The organism is Methylobacterium sp. GXS13, assembly GCF_001455965.1.
GTDB lineage: Bacteria > Pseudomonadota > Alphaproteobacteria > Rhizobiales > Beijerinckiaceae > Methylobacterium.
Genome location: NZ_LKKO01000047.1, coordinates 46,551 through 68,287, shown reverse-complemented (window position 1 = coordinate 68,287; position 21,737 = coordinate 46,551). Strand labels below are relative to the sequence as shown.

The window sequence follows — 21,737 nt, the reverse complement described above, 5'->3', positions numbered from 1 at the left end:
GGATCAGCTCTGGCGGTGGCGCCGGTTGAGGCGGCGCGCGAGGCGCTCGCCTGCACTCTGGAACACCTGCACGAGCACGATGAGGACGACCACGACCGCGAGCATCATGTCGGGCCGGAAGCGCTGGTAGCCGTAGCGGATGCCGAGATCGCCGAGCCCGCCGCCGCCGACCGCGCCAGCCATGGCCGAGTAGCCCACCAGCGACACCACCGCGAGGGTGAGCCCCAGGACGATGCCGGGCAGCGCCTCCGGGATCAGCACCTTGCGGATGATCTGCCACGGGCTTGCCCCGAAGGCCCGGGCGGCCTCGACAAGCCCGTGATCGACTTCGCGGATCGCCGCCTCGACCAGCCGCGCGATGTAGGGCGTGGCCGCAACCGTCAGCGGCACGCTGGCGGCGTAGGTCCCGATCGAGGTGCCGGCGACCAGGCGGGAGAACGGGATGATCGCCACGACCAGGATGATGAAGGGCGTCGATCGCGTCGCGTTGACGATGACCCCGAGGGCGGCGTTGAGCGCGGGCGCCGCCAGCAGCTCGCCCCGCCGACTCGTCGCCAGGAACACCCCCAGCGGCAGGCCGAGCAGCGTGCCGATGGCGGCCGACAGCGCCACCATGGTCAGCGTGTCGGCGGTGGCCTGAACCAAGAGGTTGATGAGTTCAGGCGACACGGGCAGCCCCCTGCGCAACGTCTTTGGCGACCTCCTGCGCCGGCGGCAGATAGCCGAGGAGGTCGGCCGTTATGTCGAGCGCGGCCAGATAGGCCTGGGCCCGGGCGGCGGCCTCCTCGCCCGGCGACAGGCCGAGAGCCAGGGAGCCGAAGCGCTGGCCGCCGATCTCGTCCACCGCGCCGGCCAGGATCACGGCCTCGATCCCGGTCTCGCGGGCGAGCCGGGCGATGATCGCCGTATCGGCCTGCGCCCCCCGCAGCGCGAGGCGGAGCACCGGCACGCCGCCTGGACGCGGATCAGCGGAGATCCGCTCGGCCAGCCCGGCTGGCAGGTCGAGCCCGACCTCTCCGGCGAGCAGGCTGCGGGTCACCTCCGCCTGAGGCCGGGTGAACACCTCGTAGACCGTGCCGCGCTCCACGATCGCGCCGCGGTCGATCACCGCCACGTCGTCGGCGACCGCCCGGATCACCGACATCTCGTGGGTGATCAGCACGATGGTCAGGCCGAGGTCGCGGTTGATCCGCTTCAACAGGGCCAGGATCGACCGGGTGGTCTCCGGGTCGAGGGCGGAGGTGGCCTCGTCCGAGAGCAGTACGTCGGGCTCGGTGGCGAGCGCCCGGGCGATGCCGACGCGCTGCTTCTGGCCGCCCGAGAGTTCCGCCGGGTAGCGGCCGGCCTGCGCCTCCAGCCCGACGAGGGCCAGCAGTTCGGCCACACGCCCGCGGATCGCCGCGCGTTTCCAGCCCGCGATCTCAAGCGGCAGGGCGACGTTGTCGGCCACATTGCGCGACGACAGCAGGTTGAAGTGCTGGAAGATCATGCCGACCCGGGCGCGCACCCGTCGCAGCTCCCGCTCGGGCAGGCTCGAAACCTCTGCGTCGCCGACGACCACCCGCCCAGCGCTCGGCCGCTCGAGGCCGTTGATCAACCGGATCAGCGTCGACTTGCCCGCGCCCGAGCGCCCGATCACCCCGAGGATCGTGCCGGCCGGGATTGCGAGGTCGATACCGGAAAGCGCCGTGACCAGCGCCGCGCCTTTCCGCGCCGGATAAGTCTTCGAGACGCTCTCGAACCGGATCAACGGCGTGTCGGACAGTTCGCGGGGCGACGGCAGGGTGGGCACAGCCTGTGGGTACTCCTCGATCGGGACCTGGCGGTCCGCAATGCTGTCGGATCTTCCGGAAGCGATCTGTATGACGGTCGACGCGGAGACGGGTCAAGGAAAGGCGGGCACATAGTTTCCCGGCTCCATAGAACGTCTTTTCATGCTGTGCCGTATCATTGAAACAAATTTCCCACCCGAGCCGATGGCCGGCCGAGCTCGGAACGAAAGAGCTTCATACCGGCTCACAGGACACGTCGTTTGCCGTGGCGTTCGTTCTTCGTCCCGTCATTTGCGAAGTCGGACTGTTCTTCGAACCGCTGCGAATTTGAAACCTTGTTTTCTTGATCGTCGCGCGCCGGCGGGCTTCAATAATAGGCACCCGATCTAGCAGCCGTCGCACCCGTGATTTCGGTTCCTGCACGTCCGCGAACGGGGGCTCACCGACCGGAGACCACGATGACCGACGACACGCCCGCAGGACGGTTTCCGTCCCGCCGGACGCTCCTCAAGGCTGGCCTCGGCGCTGCGGCGCTGTCCTTCGCGTCGCCCTCGGTGCATGCGGCGGCGCGCGAGGTGAAGATCAGCATGCAGCGCTCGTCGGTGCTGTTCACGATCATCAAGGTGAAGGGCACCCTGGCCGAGCGCCTGGCGCCGCTCGGCTTCACGCCGACCTGGCACCTGTTCACCAACGTCCTCGAACCGATGAATGCCGGGGCGGTCGACATCCACGCCGACGTCGCCGACGCGGTGCCGATCTTCACCCAGTCGGCGCGGGCGCCCCTGACCTTCTACGCCCGCGAACGCGGCGCGCCGGCGGCCGAAGCCATCATCGTGCCGGCGGAGTCCCCGATCCGCACAATCGCCGACCTCAAGGGGCGTACGGTCGGCGTCTCGCGCGGGTCCGGTAGCCATTACGTCCTGGCCGCGGCGCTGAAGCGGGCCGGCCTCGGCTTCGACGACATCCGGCCGGCCTATCTCCAGGCGCCCGAAGGGGCCGCCGCCTTCGAGCAGGGTAGCCTCGATGCCTGGTCGATCTGGGACCCGTTCCTGGCCTTCGCAGAGGCCAAGCGGCCGGTCCGCACCATCGCGGACGGGTCGGGTCTGACCAGCTACCACCGCTACTACCTCGTAAACGACAGCTTCGTGGCCGCCCATCCGGAGGTGGTCGCCACGGTGTACCGGGCGCTGGTCGAGGCGGGGCAGTGGGCGAAGGCCAACCCTGACGCGGCGGTGGCGCTGCTGGCCCCCGTCTGGGGCGACCTGCCCCCCGCCGTGGTGGCGGCCGCCAATGCCCGGCGCACCTACCGCGTGGAACCGGTGGAGCGGGCGCAGCTCGGCGAGCAACAGGCGATCGCCGACACCTTCCTCGACGCCAAGCTGATCCCGCGCCGGATCGACGCCACGGATGTCCCGCTCTGGACGCCGCCGGCGGTGAAGGGCTGAGGTGATGGCGGAGTCACCCCGGTTCGGCATCTGGGCGGCCGTCCACGGCTCCCGGGCCGCCCACCACGACCCCGACGAGCCGGACGACGCGAGCTGGGAGCGCAACCGTGCCCTCGTACTCGAGGCCGAGGCGCTGGGCTTCGATTCGGTGCTGGTCGCCCAGCACACCATGAACCCCTACGACGCGAGCCGCGACCAGCTCGAAGCCTGGACCGCCGCGGCGATGCTCGCGGATCTGACCCGACGGATCGAGATCATCGCGGCGATCAAGCCGGGGCTCTACCACCCGGTGGTGCTCGCCAAGATGGCCCTGCAGATCGAGCATATCAGCGGCGGCCGCTTCGCGCTGAACCTCGTGAATGCCTGGAACCGGGCCGAGTTCGAGCGGGCCGGCTTGCCGTTCCCGGCCCATGACGACCGATACGCCTACGGGCGGGAGTGGATCGGCTTCGTGGACCGGCTGATGCGCGGCGAGCATGTCAGCTTCTCCGGCGCGCATTTCCAGGTCCAGGATTATCAGCTGCGCCCCGCCGGTACCTACCGGCTGCGGCCCACCATCTATCTCGGCGGCGAATCCGAGCCGGCGCGGGCGCTGGCGGCCGACCACGCCGACGTCTGGTTCATCAACGGCCAGCCGCTGGACGACGTTCGCGGGTTGATCGCCGACGTCGCTGGGCGCCCCGCCGCAAACGCCCCCCTGCGCTACGGCCTCTCGGCCTTCGTCATCGCCCGCGAGACAGACGCGGCGGCTGAGGCCGAGCACAACCGCCTGCTGGCTCTCGCGCAGCGCGACGCGGACCTGCGCGCCGATACCCGCGCCCGAACCGATGCGGCGAGCGTCATGTTCGCCAAGACCGACGCGGCGGCGAGCCGCCATGTCGGCACCAATGGCGGCACCGCGGCCGGTCTGGTGGGCAGCTACGAGACGGTGGCGGCCCGGATCCGCGCCTTCCATGAGGCCGGCATCGGGCTGTTCATTCTGCAGTTCCAGCCGTTCGAGGCCGAGATGCGCCGGTTCGCCGAGCACGTCCTGCCGCGCGTCCGCTGAGCCGGGGAATCCGATGAGCGCGCGGCGAGAACTCCACCTCAACGTCAACCTGCTGCATTCCGGCGTCTATCCCTCGGCTTGGCGGCTGCCGGACAGCCGGCCCGACGCCTTCATCGACATCGACCACTACGTGCGCGTCGCCCGCATCGCGGAGCGCGGTAAGCTCGACGCGATCTTTCTGGCCGACACGCCGGCGATCAACGACCGGATCGATTACCGGCCGTTCATGGCGCTCGAACCGACGATCGTGCTGGCGAGCGTGGCCGCCGCGACCACCCATGTCGGGCTGATCGCCACCGCCTCCACCAGCTACAACGAGCCGTACAATCTGGCCCGGCGCTTCGCGACGCTGGACCTCGTCAGCCGTGGCCGGGTGGGCTGGAACGTGGTCACCACGGCGGACGCCGCCGCGGGCCGCAATTTCGGCTTCGCCGGGGTGTCCGAGCATGGCGCGCGCTACGCCCGCGCCCGGGAGTTCACGCAGGTCGTCCACGCCCTCTGGGACAGCTGGGAGGACGATGCGCTGGTGGGCGACAAGGCGAGCGGACGCTTCGCCGACGGTTCCAAGGTCCACGCCATCGACCATCGCGGCCCCCATTACAGCGTCGCCGGGCCGCTCACCGTGCCGCGCTCGCCGCAAGGCAGGCCCGTGACGGTGCAGGCCGGCGGATCGGAGGATGGCCGTGAGCTTGCCGCCGCCACCGCCGACGCGGTGTTCTCCCTGGCTCAGACAATCCCGGACGGCGCGGCCTATGCCGCAGACCTGCGGGCCCGCGCCTTGCGGTACGGCCGGGATCCGGCCACGATCGTCGTGCTCCCAGGCCTCGCCACAGTGATCGGTGGTACGGAGGCCGAGGCGCGCCGGCGTCAGGACAAACTCTGGGAGTTCGTGCCGCTCGAGTACAGCCTCGCCCGTCTGGCCGGGACGCTGCGGATCGCCCCAGAGCAGCTCGACCTCGACAAGCCGTTGCCCGACCCGCTGCCCCTCCCGCCCGACGCCAACCACACGATGTTCATCGGCACCGTCGCGCTCGCCCGACGGGACAATCTGACGGTGCGCCAGCTGTTGCGCGCCCTCGGCGGCGGCGTCGGTCATCGCATCATCGTCGGTACGCCCGAGCAGATTGCTGACGACATCGAAGCCTGGTTCCACGCTGGCGCCGCGGACGGATTCAACCTGATGCCGGATGTGTTGCCCGACGGCTTGGAAACCTTCGTGGACCACGTCGTGCCGATCCTGCAGCGGCGCGGCCTGTTCCGTCGGGATTACGAAGGGACGACGCTGCGCGACCATCTCGGTCTCGAACGGCTTGCCTGGACATCCCCGTCGAGCCGCCGCTGAGAGCCATGGCACAAGCCCATCGGTAGAGTGGTGACGCCGAGACACCGGACGGCATCCACGACAGAACTATTCTGCTCGACTCGGCCAACTCAGCAGCAGGATTCCGCCTGCATGGAGCGTCAGGTTCGGCATCGGGCCTGCACTGGTGTTTCGTATGCGAGCTGGAGGGACGTGATCAGAACGGCCTTGTCTGATGTGGCTCGACGGGCCGCAATGCTTTGATGGATCATTCCTTTGAGCGACGGATTCCGGTTCGTTCGATTCAGATACCGGTGATCCCTATTCGATCACCTCATCGGCCTTCGCCAGCAGCGATGGTGTGATCGTCAGCCCCAGGGCCGCGGCCGTCTTGAGATTGATCATGGTCAGGAAGCGTTCGCTCGCCTGCACCGGCAGATCGCCGACTGCGGCGCCTCTGAGGATCCGGTCGATATAGCCAGAGGCTTGCTGGACATCCTGCACCACGCTGGTCGTGTAGGCGGCAAGGCCGCCCATGCGGACCTGGGCGGCGTAGGCGAAGACGGCGGGCAGCCGGTACCGGGCCGCCAGATCGATGATCTGACGACTGTACACGCCGGTCACCGCGTCGGGCAGCACGATCAGGCCGGCCTGCGGTTGGGCGGCGACGGTGGTGATCGCCCGCTCGATTTCGGCCGCGTCATGCACGCCGGTGGCTTCGGCGTGGATACCCAAGGCCGGGCCGATCCGCGCGAGCGCCGTCGAGTAGCCAGAGAAGCGTGCGTGGTAATCCGGATTGATGATCGCTCGGGCCCGCGTGACCCCGGGGCTGAGCTCTTTGAGGAGTTGCAGCCACTTGCCAACGAAGGTGTAGTCGAAATTCGTGAAGCCGGTGAGATTGCCGCCCGGCCGCGCCAGGCTGGCAACGATGCCGCCGCCGACCGGATCCTGCACCTGGATGAACACCACGGGCGTTTTCGTGTTGGTCTGCTGGACGGCCGTCGCCCCAACCACGCCTTGCGCGAACAGAAGATCGGGCTTCAAGGCCAGCAATTCGCCGGTCTGGCGGCGCATCTTCTCGCCATCGCCGTCGCCATACCGCAGGTCGACGATGAGATTCTGTCCCCAAATCCAGCCGCGCTTCTGCAGGCTGTCCTTCAGGGTCTCGACGATCACGGGCACGTCCGGATGGCTCTCGCCATAGACCAGAAGAACGCCGAGCCGGCGCGGCAGCGGGTTCGGGCTGCACCCCGTCATCGGCCATACGGCCGCGCTGCCGATGGTGGCGAGGATGTCGCGCCGCCTCATCCGGCGGTCGCCAGCGTGGCGGTTATCCGGCCGTCGCTCTTATGGCTGTTGGGAGGACGGGTCATCCCAGAGGGTACTCGTGTGATGGGGCGGAGATTCTTTGAACGTTGGTCCTGTGTCTGGCCAGGCGAGAGCACAATCGGAATCAACGCACCTCGATGCGCGTTCCAGAGGCACCGTTGAGCAGGCGCTTGAGATGGAACGCCGCCAACGTATCGTCCGGGCGCAACCCGACCAAAGCCGCGAAGGCCGGCATCGCGCCGGCCTCTCCAGCTTCCAGCTTGGCGAACGCGTCCAGATAGCGGTCGAGCGTCGTGCTGTCGTATTCCTCCTCGGTCAGCGGCTCGAAGGCGCGCAGCGCGCCCTGCTTTCCGCGCAGGACCAAGTCGCCGACCGGGCGGCCACGGAATCGCTCGGCCCGGATCACCACACTCTGGCTCACGCAGATCCGTGTACCGAGCGCCTTGTTGGCGTTCTCCAGGCGGGCGGAGGTGTTGATGGTGTCGCCGTAGGCCGTGTAATCGAAATACCGGCCGCCGCCGAAATTGCCGACGATGGCCGGCCCGGCATGAACGCCGATCCGCGTCTGACCGATCGCGATTCCCCGGTCCTGCCAGCGCGCCCGGAAGGCCTCGGAGGCGGTGTCGAGGGCGAGCGCACAATCAACTGCCCGCGCCGCGTGGTCCGGCTGATCGCCGGGAGCCCCGAACAAGACATGGAGTGCGTCGCCGACGATCTTGGCGACGGTACCCTCATGCGCGAAGACCAGATCGGTCATCTCCGCGAAGTAGCCGTTCAGAATCTCGGCGAGCTGAGCTGGGTCCAGGCTCTCCACCAGCCCAGTGAATCCGGCGATATCGGTGAAGAGGGACGCCACCTCGCGCCGCTCGCCGCCGAGCTCCAGCCCGGATGCGTCCCCCGCCAGGCGTTCGGCGAGATTGGGCGAGAAGTACCGCGCCAGGGAGGCGTGCGCGCGCTCGGCCAGCATCTGTCGCTGGCGGCCTTCGCGCAGGGTCCCGACGTGGCGCAGTGTTCGCGCGATCGTGGTCTCGAGATCGGTGAAGTCGATCGGCTTGGTCAGGAAGTCGAAGGCCCCGCGATTCATGGCGGTGCGGATATTGGCCATATCGCCGTAGGCCGACACAATGATGGTCGAAGGCTTGTCGTCGGATTCCTGCAGCTTCGCGAGCAGGGTCAGCCCGTCCATGCCCGGCATGTTGATGTCCGACACGACCATGTCGACATCGCGATGCGCGACGAGCAGTTGTAGGGCCTCATGTCCGTCACGGGCGAACAGGAAGGCGACTTGGCCGGACCGGATCTGCCGGCGGAATTTCTGGGTGATCAGCGCCTCGAGATCCGGCTCGTCGTCGACGACCAGGATCTTGGCGGGGGGCAGGTCGGCGTTCATGCCGGCCCCGCGATGGACGTCACACGCCGGTCGATCTCGGAGCGCAGGAGATCGAAGTCGATCGGCTTGGTGATCAGGCCCACCGCCCCGCCGGCCAGAACCTTCTCGCGGGTGTCGGCATTGCCGTAGGCCGTGATCATGATGACCGGGACATCCGGCCGCGCGGCCCGCACGAGCGGCAGAAGTTCCAGGCCGGTCATGCCCGGCATGTTGATGTCGGAGAACATGAGAATCAGACTCGAGGCATCCGAAGCCTTCAGACAGGCCAGGGCATCGGGCGCCGAATGCGCGAAGTCCATCGTGAAACGCCCGGCGCGAAGCTCGCGGCGGAATTGCTGCCGGAACAGTTCCGTGACGTCGGGCTCATCGTCCACGACAAGGATGAGGACGGTCATGGCGCGCTCTGGCCTTGGGCGACAATCGTCTGTGCATTCGTGCCGGCGCCGCGGGGCAGCAGGATCGTGAACTCGGTGAATTGGCCGGGCTCGGTGGCGACGTCGATCGACCCGCCATGCTGCTTGACCAGGATGTCGTGGCTCAGGGACAGGCCGAGGCCGGTCCCCTCTCCAGGCGGCTTGGTGGTGAAGAACGGGTCGAACATCTTGGCCTTGACGCTCTCCGGGATGCCGGTTCCGTTGTCCCGCACACGGATCTCGACACGGTCGCCGTGGTCGCGCGTGGTGATCGACAGGGTCGGTTCGTAACCGGGTTCGGTTCCCGCCGCCTTACGCTTCTCGGTTGCATAGAACCCGTTCGACATCAGGTTCAGCAGAACGCGGGTCAATTCCTGTGGGTAGACATCCGCAGAGCCGGCCGCCGGGTCCAGATCGCGGACCAGGGTGACGTTGAAGGCCGGCTGCGCCGCCCGAGCCCCGTGATAGGCCAGGTTCAGGCTCTCCTCGACCAGGGCGTTGATCTCGACGGGGCGGTGCTCGCCGGACCCGGAGCGCGAGTGCAGCAGCATGTTCTTGATGATCGAATCGGCGCGCTTGCCGTGTTGCACGACCTTCCCGAGATTGCCCTTCAACAGCTCGGCGATCTCATCGACCTCCGCGCGGCTCTTCGGATCGAGGTTTGCGGGCTGAAGCACCTCCTGCAACTCGTCGACGAGGTCGCTCGACAGCGAGGCGAAGTTGTTCACGAAGTTCAGCGGGTTCTTGATCTCGTGCGCGATGCCGGCCGTGAGCTGGCCGAGTGAGGCGAGCTTCTCGGATTGGACGAGGCGGCTCTGAGCCTTCTGGAGATCGTCGAGGGACTTGTTGAGGTCACGGGTCCGTTCCTCGACCTTGGCCTCAAGGGTCTCGTAGGATTCCTGCACGCGGCTCGCCATGAGGTTGAAGCGGTGCGCGAGGGTCTCGATCTCGTCGCCGGTGCGGATCACGATCCGTTCCGAGAGGTCGCCGGCGCCGAAGCGTTCCGCACCATCCTGCAACTGGCGGATCGGCACGACCATGCGCCTGGCGAGGTACGTTCCGGCCACGGTCGCCAGAAGCACGGAGAGGAAGAACAGGGAGACGGTCTGGATGACAGTCTCGATCAACGGTTGCATCGCCTCCCGCAAGGGCAGCTGCACGAACACGATCCAGTCGACCCGCGGGATCGTGGCGCGGGCCGCCAGGACCGACCCGCCATCGATTCCCGTCGTGATCTCGTAATCGTCCGACTGCCGCTTATCCCCGGCTTCGATGGAGGCCAGCGCAATTGCGACCTCGGGCAGATTGGACAGGTCGGTGTCGCGTAAGACGAGGCTGAGATCCGGATGCGCGATCAGGTGCCCGTTGGACGTGACCACGAAGGCGTAGCCGCCCTCGCCGATCTTGATGCTGCTGACCACGTCCCAGATCAGCTTCAGGTTGACCTCGGCCACGGTGACACCGGGATCGCGCCCGGAATGGGCCACCGCGATGGTCATGTACGGTTCGGATCCCCGGCGGAAATAGACCGGCCCGAACCAGATCTTGTCCTTGAGTGCCTCGGTGAATAGGGGCGTGGCGGAAAAGTCCTTCCCGCTTCCGATCGCGTCGGGCTCGAGCCGCGACAGGCGCAGCTGCTCCCTGCCGCTCGGATCGAGATAGGCGACCTCCGTGATGGCGGGGGCCTGGCGCAGGAGCCGGATGAAGTCGTAACGGCGCTGCTCCGGTGCGACGCGCCGCCATTCGGCCCGCGTCGTCCAGCCGATCTGATTTTCGATCTCGGACAGGAATGCCTGGACGCGCTCGGCGGCGGCACGCGCCTTCTCGCGCTGCACTTCGATGGCCGTCCGCTTCGCATCCTCGAAGTTCAGGAACAGGTCGACGGCGCCGTGGATCAGGAGGACGAGGGTCACCAATCCAACGAACGCGACGCCGAACTTTCCTGAAAGCCGCAAGCGGAAGCGCCGCAGCGACCGCTTCGGGGCCGGCTGCGTCACGTCCGGTATGGGCGGGTTCGACACCGCGGCTGGGGCGAGCGGCTTGCTCATTCGACGATCTCGTCGGCTTGCGCGAGAAGCGCCGAGGAAAACGTGATGCCCAGCGCCTGCGCCGTCTCAAGGTTCACGATGAAATCGAACCGCGTCGGCAGTTGGATCGGCAGAATCGCGGGGTTCTCGCCGTTGAGGATGCGATCGACATAGGCCGTCGCGCGGCTGATCGCGTCGGTGGTGTCCGGTCCATAGGCCATCAGCCCGCCCCGATAGGCAAAACGGCGGATCGCGAAGAGCGTCGGCAGGCGATGCGCCGTCACGAACGCGACGATCCGGTCACCGTTGGCTTCACCGAAGGTCCCGGGCGCCACGATCACGCCGACACGTTCCTGCCGGGCAAGCTGCGTGATCACCGGCTCGATCTCGCTCTCGCTTTTGATCGTCGCGATCGTCGGTTCGAGGCCGAGGGCGGTCGCGGTTGATAGGAAGGGCTCCGCGAAGAAGTTGCCGTACCGCCCTTCGTTATTCGGGTTCGACACGAGAGCAACGCGGTCGATCGATGGCACGGCCTCCTTGAGAGCCGCCACCCATTTCCCGCCGAGGGAGGGCTCGTACAGCATGAAGCCCGTGACGTTGCCCCCCGGCCGCTGCAAGCTGGCGGCGTATTCCGATCGGACCGGATCGGGCCCGACGGAGACAACCGGGATCGTACGCGTCACCGCACAGACGGCCGCGAGCTGCTGCTTGAGATAAGTGAAGATCACCTTCGGCGCGGATGCCACGAGTTCGGCCGCCAGGGCGTCGGTCCGTTCCGGACTCCCGCCGCCCCAGTAATCGGTGATGCGCAGATCCGACTTCCCGTGATCGCGCAGGGTCGCGCGAAGGGTCGCGGCAAGCGCCAAACCCTCCGGATCGTCGGTCACGAACGGCCAGAGCGCCGCCACATGTGCGCGTTCGTCCGCCAGGGCGGCGAGCGATCGCCCGGCCAAAGTCACAGACAGCCCAGCGAGTAGAGTCCGCCGTCGCATCCGAACACCGCGCCCAATCCATCGCCGCCGGCCGGACGTCGCGCAGGTCGGGCCGGAAGCACACGGCTCGACCTCAAGGTGGCCGAATGTGGCTTAATCCAAGCTCGGCCCGCACACCACGGCCGACCTGCGGAAGCGGTTATCAGAATGCCAGACGGAATCCCCCGACGATGTTGCGCGGCGCACCTGCGAACACGGACCCCGTGGTGGTCGCCAGAACACCGGCGCCATTCTGGAGGCCGGTCGCGCCACTGATCGAGTTGGCGAGAGTCTGAGCAGAGGCGACGTAAGTCGTGTCGAAGAGATTGCGTACCTCCAGGTAGAGGTTCAGCCGCTTCGCGTAGCCGCCGGTCAGCTCCGCGGCGTAATGGACGTTAGCATTGACGATCGCGTAGCCCGGCGCCTTCAGCAAATTGGCGTTGTCGATGTAGAAGTCGCCCTGCACCACCGTCTCGACGAAGGCTCCCAGGCCGGCGAGCGGCCCCGTCGGCACATCGTAGCCGACCCGCGCCAGCACCTGATGCGCCGGCACGCCGGGGATCTGGTTGCCCGCCCGGTCGAACCGGCGCGTCAGGCTGCCAGCGCTCAACTGCTCGGTGTAGCGTGCGTAGATCTGATCATCGAACGTGTAGGCCAGGACCCCGCGCCAGCCCGGTGCGAAGGCCCAGTCGGCCCCGACTTCGAGACCCCGGTGCTCGGAGGCCGGCGCGTTGAAGGTGTAGGCCAAGAGCCCCGCGCCCGGCGATTGTGAGACCAGTTCATTGCGGAAGAACTCGTAGAAACCGGTCACGCTGAGCCGCACCGTGTCGATGGGGCTCCAGTCTGCCCCGAGGTCGAAGCCGAGATTCTCCTGGGTCTGGAGCTGCGTGTTGTTTCCGGGGAGACCCGCCGGGGTGATGAACAGGTTGCTTGCGGCCGGTGTGGTGTAACCGGTGGCGACCCGGCCACGGAACGCCCAAGCGTCGTCCGGCCGGTAGACCAGCGCGAGTTCGGGAGCGACGTTCAGGAAGTTGCGGTCCGCATCTGCCACCGTCCGGGTCGTGCCGCCGGCGGCGTAGCCGTAGGCGAGGTTGCGTCCCGTGATGGCTGTGCCCTCGGCGCTGATGCCCAGCACGCCGGTCCAGTGATCGGACAGGGCGAGTTCCAGTCGCGCACGGCCGCCGAGGTTCGATTGGACCGCGTCCTGAACGCCGATCAAAGCGCCGAGACGGGGCCCGCCATAGGGCGCGCGGTTATAGGTGGCGATACGGTTGTCGATCGTGTTGTAGGCGAGCGCCACATAGCCCACCGCCGGCAGGCCGAAGAGGTCGCCGCGCCGTGTCACGTCGGTCAAGAAATTCCAGGCCGGATAGGAGCCCTGCGATGAGGTCGTATAGAAGGGTTGATTGAAGTTGCGCTCGTCGAAGCCGAGTTGCGTCCGCCAGGTGGTGAACGCGTCGATATCGTGCTCCCAGCGCGCTGCCACGATGGTGCGCCGGTCCTTGCGTCCGAAGGCCCCTTCGTCGGCGGTGACCGGGACGGTAGCGCCGAACGCGCCGTTGGTGAGCAGGGCAAAGGTCGTGCAGCCGGGGGCGGCGATCGCGGCGGCGGCGCAACCCCGCTGGTAGGGATTGATCCGATACTGCGTTAACGAAGATCGGGCCGCGAGATTGGTGTCGAGGTTGTTGTTGATGACCTTCAGGGTGAACCGATTGTCCGGCGTCGGGGTGTAGCTCGCCAGCAGATTGATGGTCTGCGTGTTGTAGCTCGCATGATCCTGATAGCCGTTGGCCCGGACATCGCTCGCGAACAGGCTGATCTCGAACGGCCCGCTGGCCTTGCCCACCGTGAAGTAATTGCTGAGGTAGCCGAAGCTGCCTGCGTCGGTCCCGATCTCGTAGCCGTCGATCTCCCGGCCGGTGCGGGTGCGGAACGCGATGGCGCCGCCCGTGGCGTAGTTGCCGAACAGGGGCGATTGCGGCCCGCGGAACACGTCGATGCGGCTGTAGGCCCGCGGGTCGGTCAGGTCGAAGCGCGACGCGCCGTCCGGCTGAGTGAGGATGAATCCGTCCTCCAGCACCACCGTGTTCTTGATCACCCCGGTGGAGCGGGCGTTGTTGCCGCGGATCGAGATGACCACATCGCGCCCGCCATTGCCCTGGCGGACGGTGACGCCTGGGCTGTTCACCAGCACCGAGCCGATGCTGGTCGCCGGCCGGTTGGCGATGGTGTTCTCCCGCCCGATTGCCGTGACGATCTCGCCGACCGGATGCTCGATCACCGAGGGGGCCGAGCCCTGGGGCGCGGCCACGCCGAACGGCGTGGCGACGGCGGTTCGGCCGACGCCGGAACCGGCTTCGCCTTCGACGGAGAGCTCGTCCAGCGTGACGGCCTGTTGCGCGAAGGCCGGTATCGCGCTGCCGGCGAGCAGCACGGCCAGCGCGCCGAACCGCGATGCGGCTTGGGGAATTACCATCTCAAAAGTCTCGTCTGATCGGTCACGGGGTCGGACGGCGCGGTCGCCGCCTGCATGAAGGCCGGGATCAGGCGGGGAGGGGTGGCGCACGCGGCTGGCCTGCGATGCGCGGCGCCGGCTTCGGATGGGACGGCGGAGGGATCGGCCAAGCCGGCGCGGTCCAGCGCAGCAGGCGGGCGAGACCGGGGGCTTCCGGAAGGGGGGGGGGGATCATCCCGGCGCGGCAGAGCCGGCAGACGTCGCAGGTCGGCGGCGCCTCCGGCTGGTCCAAGACCGCGCCGATCACGACTCCATCCGGCGGGTGGCCGCACAGAATCGCGCCCGGCATGTCCGGCACGGCCAGCGCCATCCGCAGGGCGGCCAGCGGCGCCAGGGCCTGTACCCACAGGGCGAGCAGGATCAGCCCTGTCCCAAGGAAGCCGGGGCGCCTGCGCCTGAGGGTGAGGTCGGTCGACACGGGCATCGAGCCCGCCCGTCTTCGGATCAGGCCGCCTCGCGCCTGCGGGCGACCTGGATCGCGAGATCGAGCCCGATCATCCCGAGGATTGCTAGGCCGGTCAGGGGAAACAGCGCACCCAGCCCTGCGATGATCGAGGTCACGGTCAGAATCACACGCCGGTCCCGCGGCCAGGGCGGCGCGCCGAGACCGCGGGTCGGTCGGCGCTTCCACCACATCGTGGCGGCGGTGACCGCGAGCAGGATCGTGGCCAGGCAGAAGGCCAGCATGGCGAACTGGTTGGCCCGGCCCCAATGCTCGCCCTTGTGGATGCCGATCCCGTACTGGATCGCCCGCCCGACCGGACCGAGATCGGCGAAATGCACGTCGACCAGGGGTGCGCCGGTATACTGATCGAGGGAGATCATCCGCTGCTCGGCGACATCGTGCGGATACGCGGCCGCCGCGAAGACCCCGTCGGCGCCGACCGGCAGCGCGAGTTCGTAGCCCCGCGGCATCCCAAGACGGGTGAGGATCGCTGCGGCCTGATCGATTCCGATAGGCTCAGCCGCTCTGGCGGACGGCTGCGAGCGCGGCACCGGGGCATCCTGAAGGGTCCAGCCGGCATCGGGCAGCCGCGCGCGCATCGGCACTGCCGAGACCGTCTTGCCGGCCCACAGGATTGCGGGCTGGCCGAGCCCGGCGGCGTTCGACCAGGTGCGCAGCTGCTGCCCCCACCAGATCGACCAGGGCAGCCCGGTGATCGCCAGGAACAGCAGGCCGCCCCCGGCCACGAGCCCGGTCACGGCATGAAGGTCGCGCCACCAGACCCGACGGCTCGGGGTTGCGCGTAGGGTGATCACGCCACCGGTTTGGCCACGCGGCCACCAGAGGCACACGCCCGTGATCACCAGAATGATGGCGAAGCCCGCCACCACCTCGACCAAGGCATTGGCGAAGGGCCCGAAATAACTGAGGCTGTGCAGGCCGCGCACGACCATCATGAACTCGCCATCGCGATCGACGCGGTCGAGAACGGATCCCGTATAGGGATTAAGATAGACGAGCCGTTTGCGTGCCCCCTTCGACAGGGTGACCACCGCGGAGGCGTCTGGCGAGGGCGGATCCGCGTAGGAGATCGGCACCCCGTCCGGCTCCACCTGCAGGGCGTTGAAGATCAGGCGATCCGGCCCGAGGGGCGCGGTCGCCTGAACGACCACGCGGGTCCGGTAGGCGAACAGGCTGCCGTTGATCTCGTCCTTGAACAGGTAGAGCGCGCCGGTGGCCGACAGACCGATCAGGAACGGCAGGCACAGCAGGCCCGCATAAAAGTGCCAGCGCCACACGGCGCGATAGACAGCCTCGCGGGAGGCACGCAAAGCGGCTACGGCCCCGAACGCGGGGGCGTTGCCGTGCAGCAGAATCGACATGGGAACGGTCCGGGCCTGAACGATCGGGAAACGGGATCGTCAGGCGACGGGCGGACCTCGGGCGGAGGTGGCTGAGGGCGGCGGACCGGTCTTCGGCCGGTCAGCTTCCGGGCGCCAGGCCAAGCGCTGGGCCGGCGCGAACGGCCACGCGACGGCGATCGGCTCGGTCGGGGGCAGTGCCGCATCGACCACCTGCACCAGCGTGCAGCAGGGGTGGGCATGCCGTGGAGGCGCTCCGTCATCGGATGGACCGGAGCCGTGCTCGGCGCACAGCACCGCGCCGGGCGACCCGAGGGCGTGGGTTGGCGTCGCAAAGCCGAGGAAGGCCTGAAGCAACAGCGCGTAGAGCGCGACCATCCCGATGATCGCGCGGCCTCGAACCGTCAGGGGCAGGCGCCAGCACATAACAAGATTGTTAGGCATCGTCGCCGCCGGCCGTCAACGGGGCGCCGGCGCTCGATCAGGCGTTATCAGGGCTTACGCGATCGAAGAGACCTCAGGCCCGCGAACATGACGGCCCGGGGGTGACGCCCGCCACGCGTCGGACGTGCATCAGGGCGGTCGCGTGCTTCACGCGCGGCACCTATCGCCGATCCCGGATTCTGCAGTCTTGTCGTTGAAGTGCAACTCGGTGGCTGGGGGACCTGGATTCGAACCAGGACTAGAGGAGTCAGAGTCCACCGTTCTACCGTTAAACTATCCCCCACCGCGCCGGTTAGATGGAAACCCACGACCGGACCGCGCCCGCGCCGACATGGCGGCCGGGGGCGTGGCGGTGAGATATGCGGAATGGCGTGACAGGTCAACAGGGCGTTCTCCTGTTGACGCGGCGAGCGGGGCAGCCATAACCGGAGGGCCGCAGGCGCGGCTTGGAAGGGTGGCCGAGTGGTTTAAGGCAGCGGTCTTGAAAACCGCCGTGGGGGCAACTCCACCGTGGGTTCGAATCCCACCCCTTCCGCCAGCCTGCGTCGCTGGCAGCTCGGTTTGGTTTGCCAGCGGTATCGTCGGCGGCCCGTGCAGCGTTCCGGAGCATCGGCGAAGCCATCCACCGGCGCCTGCGAAGGCGCGGAATTCCTCGTCCTTACAGTCCGGCTCTGCGCAGGGTTGCCGGAACTCCGAAACGCGCCTGCAGACCGGGTTTACGCGTCCTTAACGATGCCTTCGCAATCTCCGCGCGACAGGAGGGCGCGGAATGCTCGATCACGATAGCGGGCGGACGCGCGGGACAACGCTGGACGGGGCTGCGATGCGCAGCCTCGCCAAAGCTCGGGATCATCGCGCCTCCGGTCGCTTCGATCGGGCCGAATCCAGCCTGCGGCGCGTCCTCGGCGCCGAGCCCGACCATCCCGAGGCGCATTACGAACTCGGCCAGATCGCCGCGCGAACCGCGCCGGAGAAGGCCGTGACCCATTTCGTCACGGCGTTGCGGGGCGCGCCGGAGCGGCCGGGCTACTGGCTGGCGCTCGCCACCGCCCTGCTCGCGGTCGAACGGCAGCCGGACGCGCGCGCGATCCTGGAGCGCTATAAGGCGCAGACCTTCGGTTCCGAGACGCGACCGCTCAACACGGCGTTCCTGACCAGCACCTTCGCGGCGGCGCAGGCCCGCTACGACCGGGGCGAGTACCGCCCGGCGGAGGCGCTGCTCGATCTGGTGCTCCTCCTCGACGACACCCACGCCCACGCGACCTACCTCGCCGGCGCCATCGCGGCCCGGACGAACCGGCCCGAGCTCGCCTACGATCTGATCAGCATCGCGCTCTACCGTGAGCCGGAGAACCCGCTGTTCTTCAGCGGGCTCAGCTCCGTCCTCACCAATCGGGGCGATCACGACGGCGCCATCTCGGCCCTGGAGAAGGCCCTCGAACTCGATCCCGACCTAGCGATCGCGCATGCCAACCTCGCCGGCGTTTACCAGCGCCGGTTCCGGTACGGCGAGGCCCTGCGGCACGCCGAGCGTGCAATTACGCTGGAGCCCGGCAATGCCGGCGCGCACAGCAACCGCGGCAGTGCCCTGCTGGCCCTCGGGCGCTTGGGCGAGGCGGTGGAGGCCTTCGACCGCGCCCTGAGCCTCGATCCATCCAAGCTGTTCGTCGCCTCGAATCGCCTGTTCGCCAAGCTCTACGCCGCCGACATCCCGCATGCGGAATACGCCGCCGATGCGCTGGCCTATGGCCGTCGCTACGCAGACCCCCTCCTGCGGCGGCGCCCCTTCGCCAACGATCGCGATCCGGATCGTCGCCTTCGCGTCGGCTTCGTCTCGGGCGATTTCTGCAACCATGCGCTCGTCCGCTTCTTCGAGCCCTATCTGCGGGCCATCGACCGGGACGGCATCACGGCGCTGGCCTACATGACGCATGCGAGCGAAGACGCGGTCTCCGAGCGGCTCAAGCCGTTGTTCGACGGCTGGATCAACCTGGCCGGCCTCGACGACGACGAGGCGGCCGACCGGATCGAGGCCGACGCGATCGACATCCTGGTCGACCTGTCCGGCCACAGCGCTGGCAATCGCCTGCTGGTTTTCGCCCGTAAGCCCGCACCCGTGCAGGTGACCTGGATCGGGCATCCCGGTACCACCGGCCTGACGGCGATCGACTATCGCCTCACCGACCCGATTACCGATCCGCTCGGCCTCGCCGAGCCGCTTCATGCCGAGCGGCTCTGGCGCCTGCCCCGGGTGACCGCCACCTATGCCGGCGTCGACGATCTGCCGCCGGCGCGCGCGCGGGCGCCCTTCGAGGATGCGGGCTCCATCACCTTCGGCTGCTTCAACCGCCTGACCAAGGTCTGCAACGACGCCCTCCGGACCTGGGCCGCCATCCTGTCATCCGTGCCGGATGCGCGGCTGTTCATGGTGGTGGGTGATATCGGCACCCCGGAGGTCCGCGAGGCCGTCGAAACGCGTCTCACCGCGGCCGGCATGCCGCTGGACCGGGTGATCTTCCAGCCGCGGGTCAACAGCGGCTACCACGAGCTCTACCACCGGGTGGATATCGCCCTGGATCCATACCCTTATAACGGCGGCACGACGAGCTACGACACGCTGTCGATGGGCGTGCCGTTCGTGACGCTGCGGGGCGGCCACGCGGCGGCGCGCACCGGCGTCTCGGTTCTCACTGCGATGGGCCTGCCGGATCTGATCGCGGATAGCGAGGAGGACTACGTCGCAATCGCCCGGGATCTCGCCTGCAATAACGAGCGCCTGCGGACGATCCGCCAGGATCTGCGCGAGCGCTTGCATGCCAGCCCGCTGATGGATCACGCTGCCCTGGCAGCGGATGTCGATGCCGCATTCCGGGGGATGTGGCGGGCCTGGCTGTCCGAAGGGCAAGCCTGACACGCGGCCCCGCCGGAAGCGCAAGGCCGCGCATCGCTGCCGGGATCCAAGGGGCGTCGACGTTCGTCAGGACGGACCGCACCGTCGCCGCCCCCACGCCCGATCGCCTAGCGAAACACTGAGGCGCGCGATTCCGCTTCTGCCGTGCCGGTTCGCGTCGAACCGATATCTCCGCCCCGCGCCGAGCGCATGCAGGCTCATCCTGGTCGCTCGGTCATGCCGCAGCCGCTCACCGGATCCCAGGGGCCAGCGGAGCCGGTGACGCATCGATCAGTCGGTATCCGTAATGCTGCGGCCCCGGTTGGGCCAGGGGCGGCTCGTGATCGGCCTCGCGGCGGCGGACGCCTGTCATCGCTGGCGACGTTTGAGCCGGCCGAACGTGCTCCCGAAAAGATCCATTTGACAAATCTTAAGTGAATTTAGGTTGCAGCGATCTTCGCCTCGTAAAGCAATGCCGAGCTGATTTTGTCAATGTCAGAATAAAATGATCCTGATCCTCAAAGATGGCAGGGTTCAAGCGCAGCACATTTCTTATTCGTGCGCGGTCGAGACTCATTAACGATGTCCCCCAGATACATTTTTTCGAGGATCGAATTAAGGTCTCCGCAAGCCATCGGGCGATACATCGCAGGAGCCGCCAATAAGACGGCTTCGCGATCAAAAGGATCGACCCGATGTCTTCCAGCGTCACCCTCACCGCCGCCACCCGCCAGAACCTGCTCTCCCTGCAGGATACGGCCTCGCTGACCGCAACCACCCAGAACCGGCTCTCCACCGGCCTGAAGGTCTCCTCGGCCCTCGACAACCCGGTGAGCTTCTTCACCTCCCAGTCGCTGAGCCAGCGCTCGGGCGATCTCGGCAACCTGCTCGACGGCATCTCGAACGGCATCCAGTCGATCCAGGCCGCCAACCAGGGCATCACCTCGATCCAGAAGCTGGTCGATCAGGCCAAGTCGGTCGCCAACCAGGCGCTGTCCACCCAGATCACCACCACCGGCACCGCCTCGACCGCCTATTCGGCCCCGGCCGCCAACACCACGCTCAACCTCTACGTCAACGGCTCGGCCACCACCGTCGCGCTGGCCTCGACCGACACCCTCGACCAGGCCCTGACCAAGCTCAACACCGCGGTCGGCGCCGGCAGCTTCTCGAAGAGCACCGACGGCACCAAGATCGTCATGAACGCGTCCTCGGACGTGGAATTCAAGACCTCGGCCGACCAGACCGCGCTGGGCTTTGCGGGCGGTACGGCCTCCTCCGGCCCGACCTACGGCACGACCGCCGCGGCCGGCCAGAGTTCGGACCTGAGCGTGTCGGGCGTCTCGGCCCGGGCGACGCTCGCCTCGCAGTACAACAGCCTGCTGACCCAGATCGATCAGCTCGCCGGCGATTCGAGCTTCAACGGTACGAACCTGATCAACGGCAAGGGCGACAACAACAACCTGACGATCAACTTCAACCCGAAGGGCAACTCGAACCTCACGGTCTCGGCGACCGACGAGACCTCGAGCGGCCTCGGCCTGACCTCGATCACCAGCACCTCGACCAAGACGTCGACGATCGGGCAGGGCAGCTTCCTGCTCAATGCCGACATCAACACGACCCTGAACAAGCTTACGACCGCATCGAGCCAGTTGCGCACCGATGCTTCGACCTTCGGTTCGAACCTCTCGGTGGTGCAGAACCGCCAGGACTTCAGCAAGAACCTGATCAACGTGCTCGACACCGGCGCGTCGAACCTGACGGCGGCGGATCTGAACCAGGAGGCTGCGAACTCGCAGGCCCTGTCCACCCGCCAGTCCCTGGGCATCTCGGCCCTGTCGCTGGCGAACCAGGCTCAGCAGGGCATCCTCCAGCTGCTGCGCTAAGCGTCAGGCGCATCGAAGTCGGAACGGCCGGGGCCACGCCCCGGCCGTTTCCGTTTGCGCCGTCTTCATTCGGATCCCTCGGGTCCGGTATGATCTCCGGGCGATCGACCTGGAGCCGGTCCATCCCGTCCGCTTCTTTAGCGCGGATGAGGCGTCGAACCCGTCCGCGGCGTTCGACCGGGCCCGCATGGGCGTCCCAGGCCCCGATTTCTTCAGGCCGGAAACAAGATGACCGGGCGTGGGACGACGTGCCGATGCGCTTCTATCAAGCAAGAAATCGGATTATTGAAGCCTTGATGTGAGGCGATTGGGTTGAATAGTAACGTTGTCTGCCATCCGATACGTCAGACGAAGAATCGATTTTAAATTCGCCTCCCATCGTCCATTAACGATTTTTGCGAAATATGTCTGGGCGGAAATAAAATTAATATCTCCGCAGGTTGCCGGACGATACGGGAATGAGCCGCCAATAAGACGGCCCATCGATCAAAAGGATCG

Annotated in this window: 16 protein-coding genes and 2 tRNA genes; 6 read left to right on the top strand and 12 right to left on the bottom strand. The window is 67.5% G+C overall.

Annotation, left to right across the window (positions count from 1 at the left end; genetic code table 11):
- Positions 1–3: 3 nt before the first annotated feature.
- A complete protein-coding gene (locus AO398_RS17345; protein WP_058193360.1) occupies positions 4–669 on the bottom strand; it encodes a methionine ABC transporter permease in 666 nt (221 codons plus the stop codon).
- Complete coding sequence (locus tag AO398_RS17340; protein WP_082643319.1) at positions 659–1,792, bottom strand: methionine ABC transporter ATP-binding protein; 1,134 nt, start codon at positions 1,790–1,792, stop codon at positions 659–661. The genes AO398_RS17345 and AO398_RS17340 overlap by 11 nt, the downstream gene beginning before the upstream one ends.
- 438 nt (positions 1,793–2,230) lie before the next feature.
- Here AO398_RS17340 and AO398_RS17335 point away from each other — a divergent pair, with 438 nt between their 5' ends.
- The 3 genes from AO398_RS17335 to AO398_RS17325 are packed head-to-tail and all read left to right on the top strand — an operon-like array spanning position 2,231 to position 5,607.
- Positions 2,231–3,217, top strand: coding sequence for an aliphatic sulfonate ABC transporter substrate-binding protein (locus AO398_RS17335; protein WP_058193359.1), 987 nt, complete (start codon positions 2,231–2,233; stop codon positions 3,215–3,217).
- A 4-nt stretch (positions 3,218–3,221) separates the two neighbouring features.
- On the top strand, positions 3,222–4,265 hold the full coding sequence (locus AO398_RS17330) for an LLM class flavin-dependent oxidoreductase (RefSeq protein WP_058193480.1): 1,044 nt from the start codon (positions 3,222–3,224) through the stop codon (positions 4,263–4,265).
- Between the two features lie 13 nt (positions 4,266–4,278).
- Positions 4,279–5,607 carry an LLM class flavin-dependent oxidoreductase gene (locus AO398_RS17325; protein WP_058193358.1) on the top strand — a complete coding sequence of 443 codons (1,329 nt, stop codon included), beginning with the start codon at positions 4,279–4,281 and terminating at the stop codon, positions 5,605–5,607.
- 279 nt (positions 5,608–5,886) lie between these two features.
- Here AO398_RS17325 and AO398_RS17320 read toward each other — a convergent pair whose 3' ends face one another.
- The 10 genes from AO398_RS17320 to AO398_RS17275 form a co-directional block, all read right to left on the bottom strand.
- Positions 5,887–6,873, bottom strand: coding sequence for an ABC transporter substrate-binding protein (locus tag AO398_RS17320; RefSeq protein ID WP_058193357.1), 987 nt, complete (start codon positions 6,871–6,873; stop codon positions 5,887–5,889).
- A 145-nt stretch (positions 6,874–7,018) separates the two neighbouring features.
- Positions 7,019–8,284, bottom strand: coding sequence for an adenylate/guanylate cyclase domain-containing protein (locus tag AO398_RS17315; RefSeq protein ID WP_058193356.1), 1,266 nt, complete (start codon positions 8,282–8,284; stop codon positions 7,019–7,021).
- Entirely contained in the window at positions 8,281–8,679 is a 399-nt protein-coding gene (locus AO398_RS17310) for a response regulator (RefSeq protein ID WP_058193355.1), read from the bottom strand. Before AO398_RS17310 ends, AO398_RS17315 begins: the two co-directional genes overlap by 4 nt.
- Positions 8,676–10,745, bottom strand: coding sequence for a cache domain-containing protein (locus AO398_RS17305; protein ID WP_082643318.1), 2,070 nt, complete (start codon positions 10,743–10,745; stop codon positions 8,676–8,678). The genes AO398_RS17310 and AO398_RS17305 overlap by 4 nt, the downstream gene beginning before the upstream one ends.
- Positions 10,742–11,716, bottom strand: coding sequence for an ABC transporter substrate-binding protein (locus AO398_RS17300; protein WP_058193354.1), 975 nt, complete (start codon positions 11,714–11,716; stop codon positions 10,742–10,744). The genes AO398_RS17305 and AO398_RS17300 overlap by 4 nt, the downstream gene beginning before the upstream one ends.
- A gap of 142 nt (positions 11,717–11,858) precedes the next feature.
- A complete protein-coding gene (locus AO398_RS17295) occupies positions 11,859–14,171 on the bottom strand; it encodes a TonB-dependent receptor (protein WP_058193353.1) in 2,313 nt (770 codons plus the stop codon).
- 67 nt (positions 14,172–14,238) lie between these two features.
- Positions 14,239–14,634, bottom strand: coding sequence for a hypothetical protein (locus AO398_RS17290; protein WP_058193352.1), 396 nt, complete (start codon positions 14,632–14,634; stop codon positions 14,239–14,241).
- A 20-nt stretch (positions 14,635–14,654) separates the two neighbouring features.
- Positions 14,655–16,037, bottom strand: a complete 1,383-nt coding sequence (locus tag AO398_RS17285) for a PepSY domain-containing protein (protein ID WP_058193351.1) — start codon at positions 16,035–16,037, stop codon at positions 14,655–14,657.
- 39 nt (positions 16,038–16,076) lie between these two features.
- Positions 16,077–16,460 (bottom strand): hypothetical protein, encoded by a 384-nt coding sequence (locus AO398_RS17280; RefSeq protein ID WP_244498813.1) that lies wholly within the window; start codon positions 16,458–16,460, stop codon positions 16,077–16,079.
- A 209-nt stretch (positions 16,461–16,669) separates the two neighbouring features.
- Positions 16,670–16,743: transfer RNA gene (locus tag AO398_RS17275), tRNA-Gln, on the bottom strand.
- Positions 16,744–16,908: 165 nt separating this feature from the next.
- On the opposite strand from AO398_RS17275, the gene AO398_RS17270 reads away from it, so the two are divergent.
- The 3 genes from AO398_RS17270 to AO398_RS17260 all read left to right on the top strand — a co-directional run bounded on the left by AO398_RS17270 (position 16,909) and on the right by AO398_RS17260 (position 21,239).
- Positions 16,909–16,998 (top strand) — tRNA-Ser (locus tag AO398_RS17270).
- A gap of 231 nt (positions 16,999–17,229) precedes the next feature.
- Positions 17,230–19,371 (top strand): tetratricopeptide repeat protein, encoded by a 2,142-nt coding sequence (locus tag AO398_RS17265; RefSeq protein WP_058193349.1) that lies wholly within the window; start codon positions 17,230–17,232, stop codon positions 19,369–19,371.
- 674 nt (positions 19,372–20,045) lie between these two features.
- Positions 20,046–21,239: a flagellin gene (locus AO398_RS17260; RefSeq protein WP_058193348.1), complete on the top strand. Its 1,194-nt coding sequence runs from the start codon at positions 20,046–20,048 to the stop codon at positions 21,237–21,239.
- The last annotated feature ends 498 nt before the right edge of the window (positions 21,240–21,737 follow it).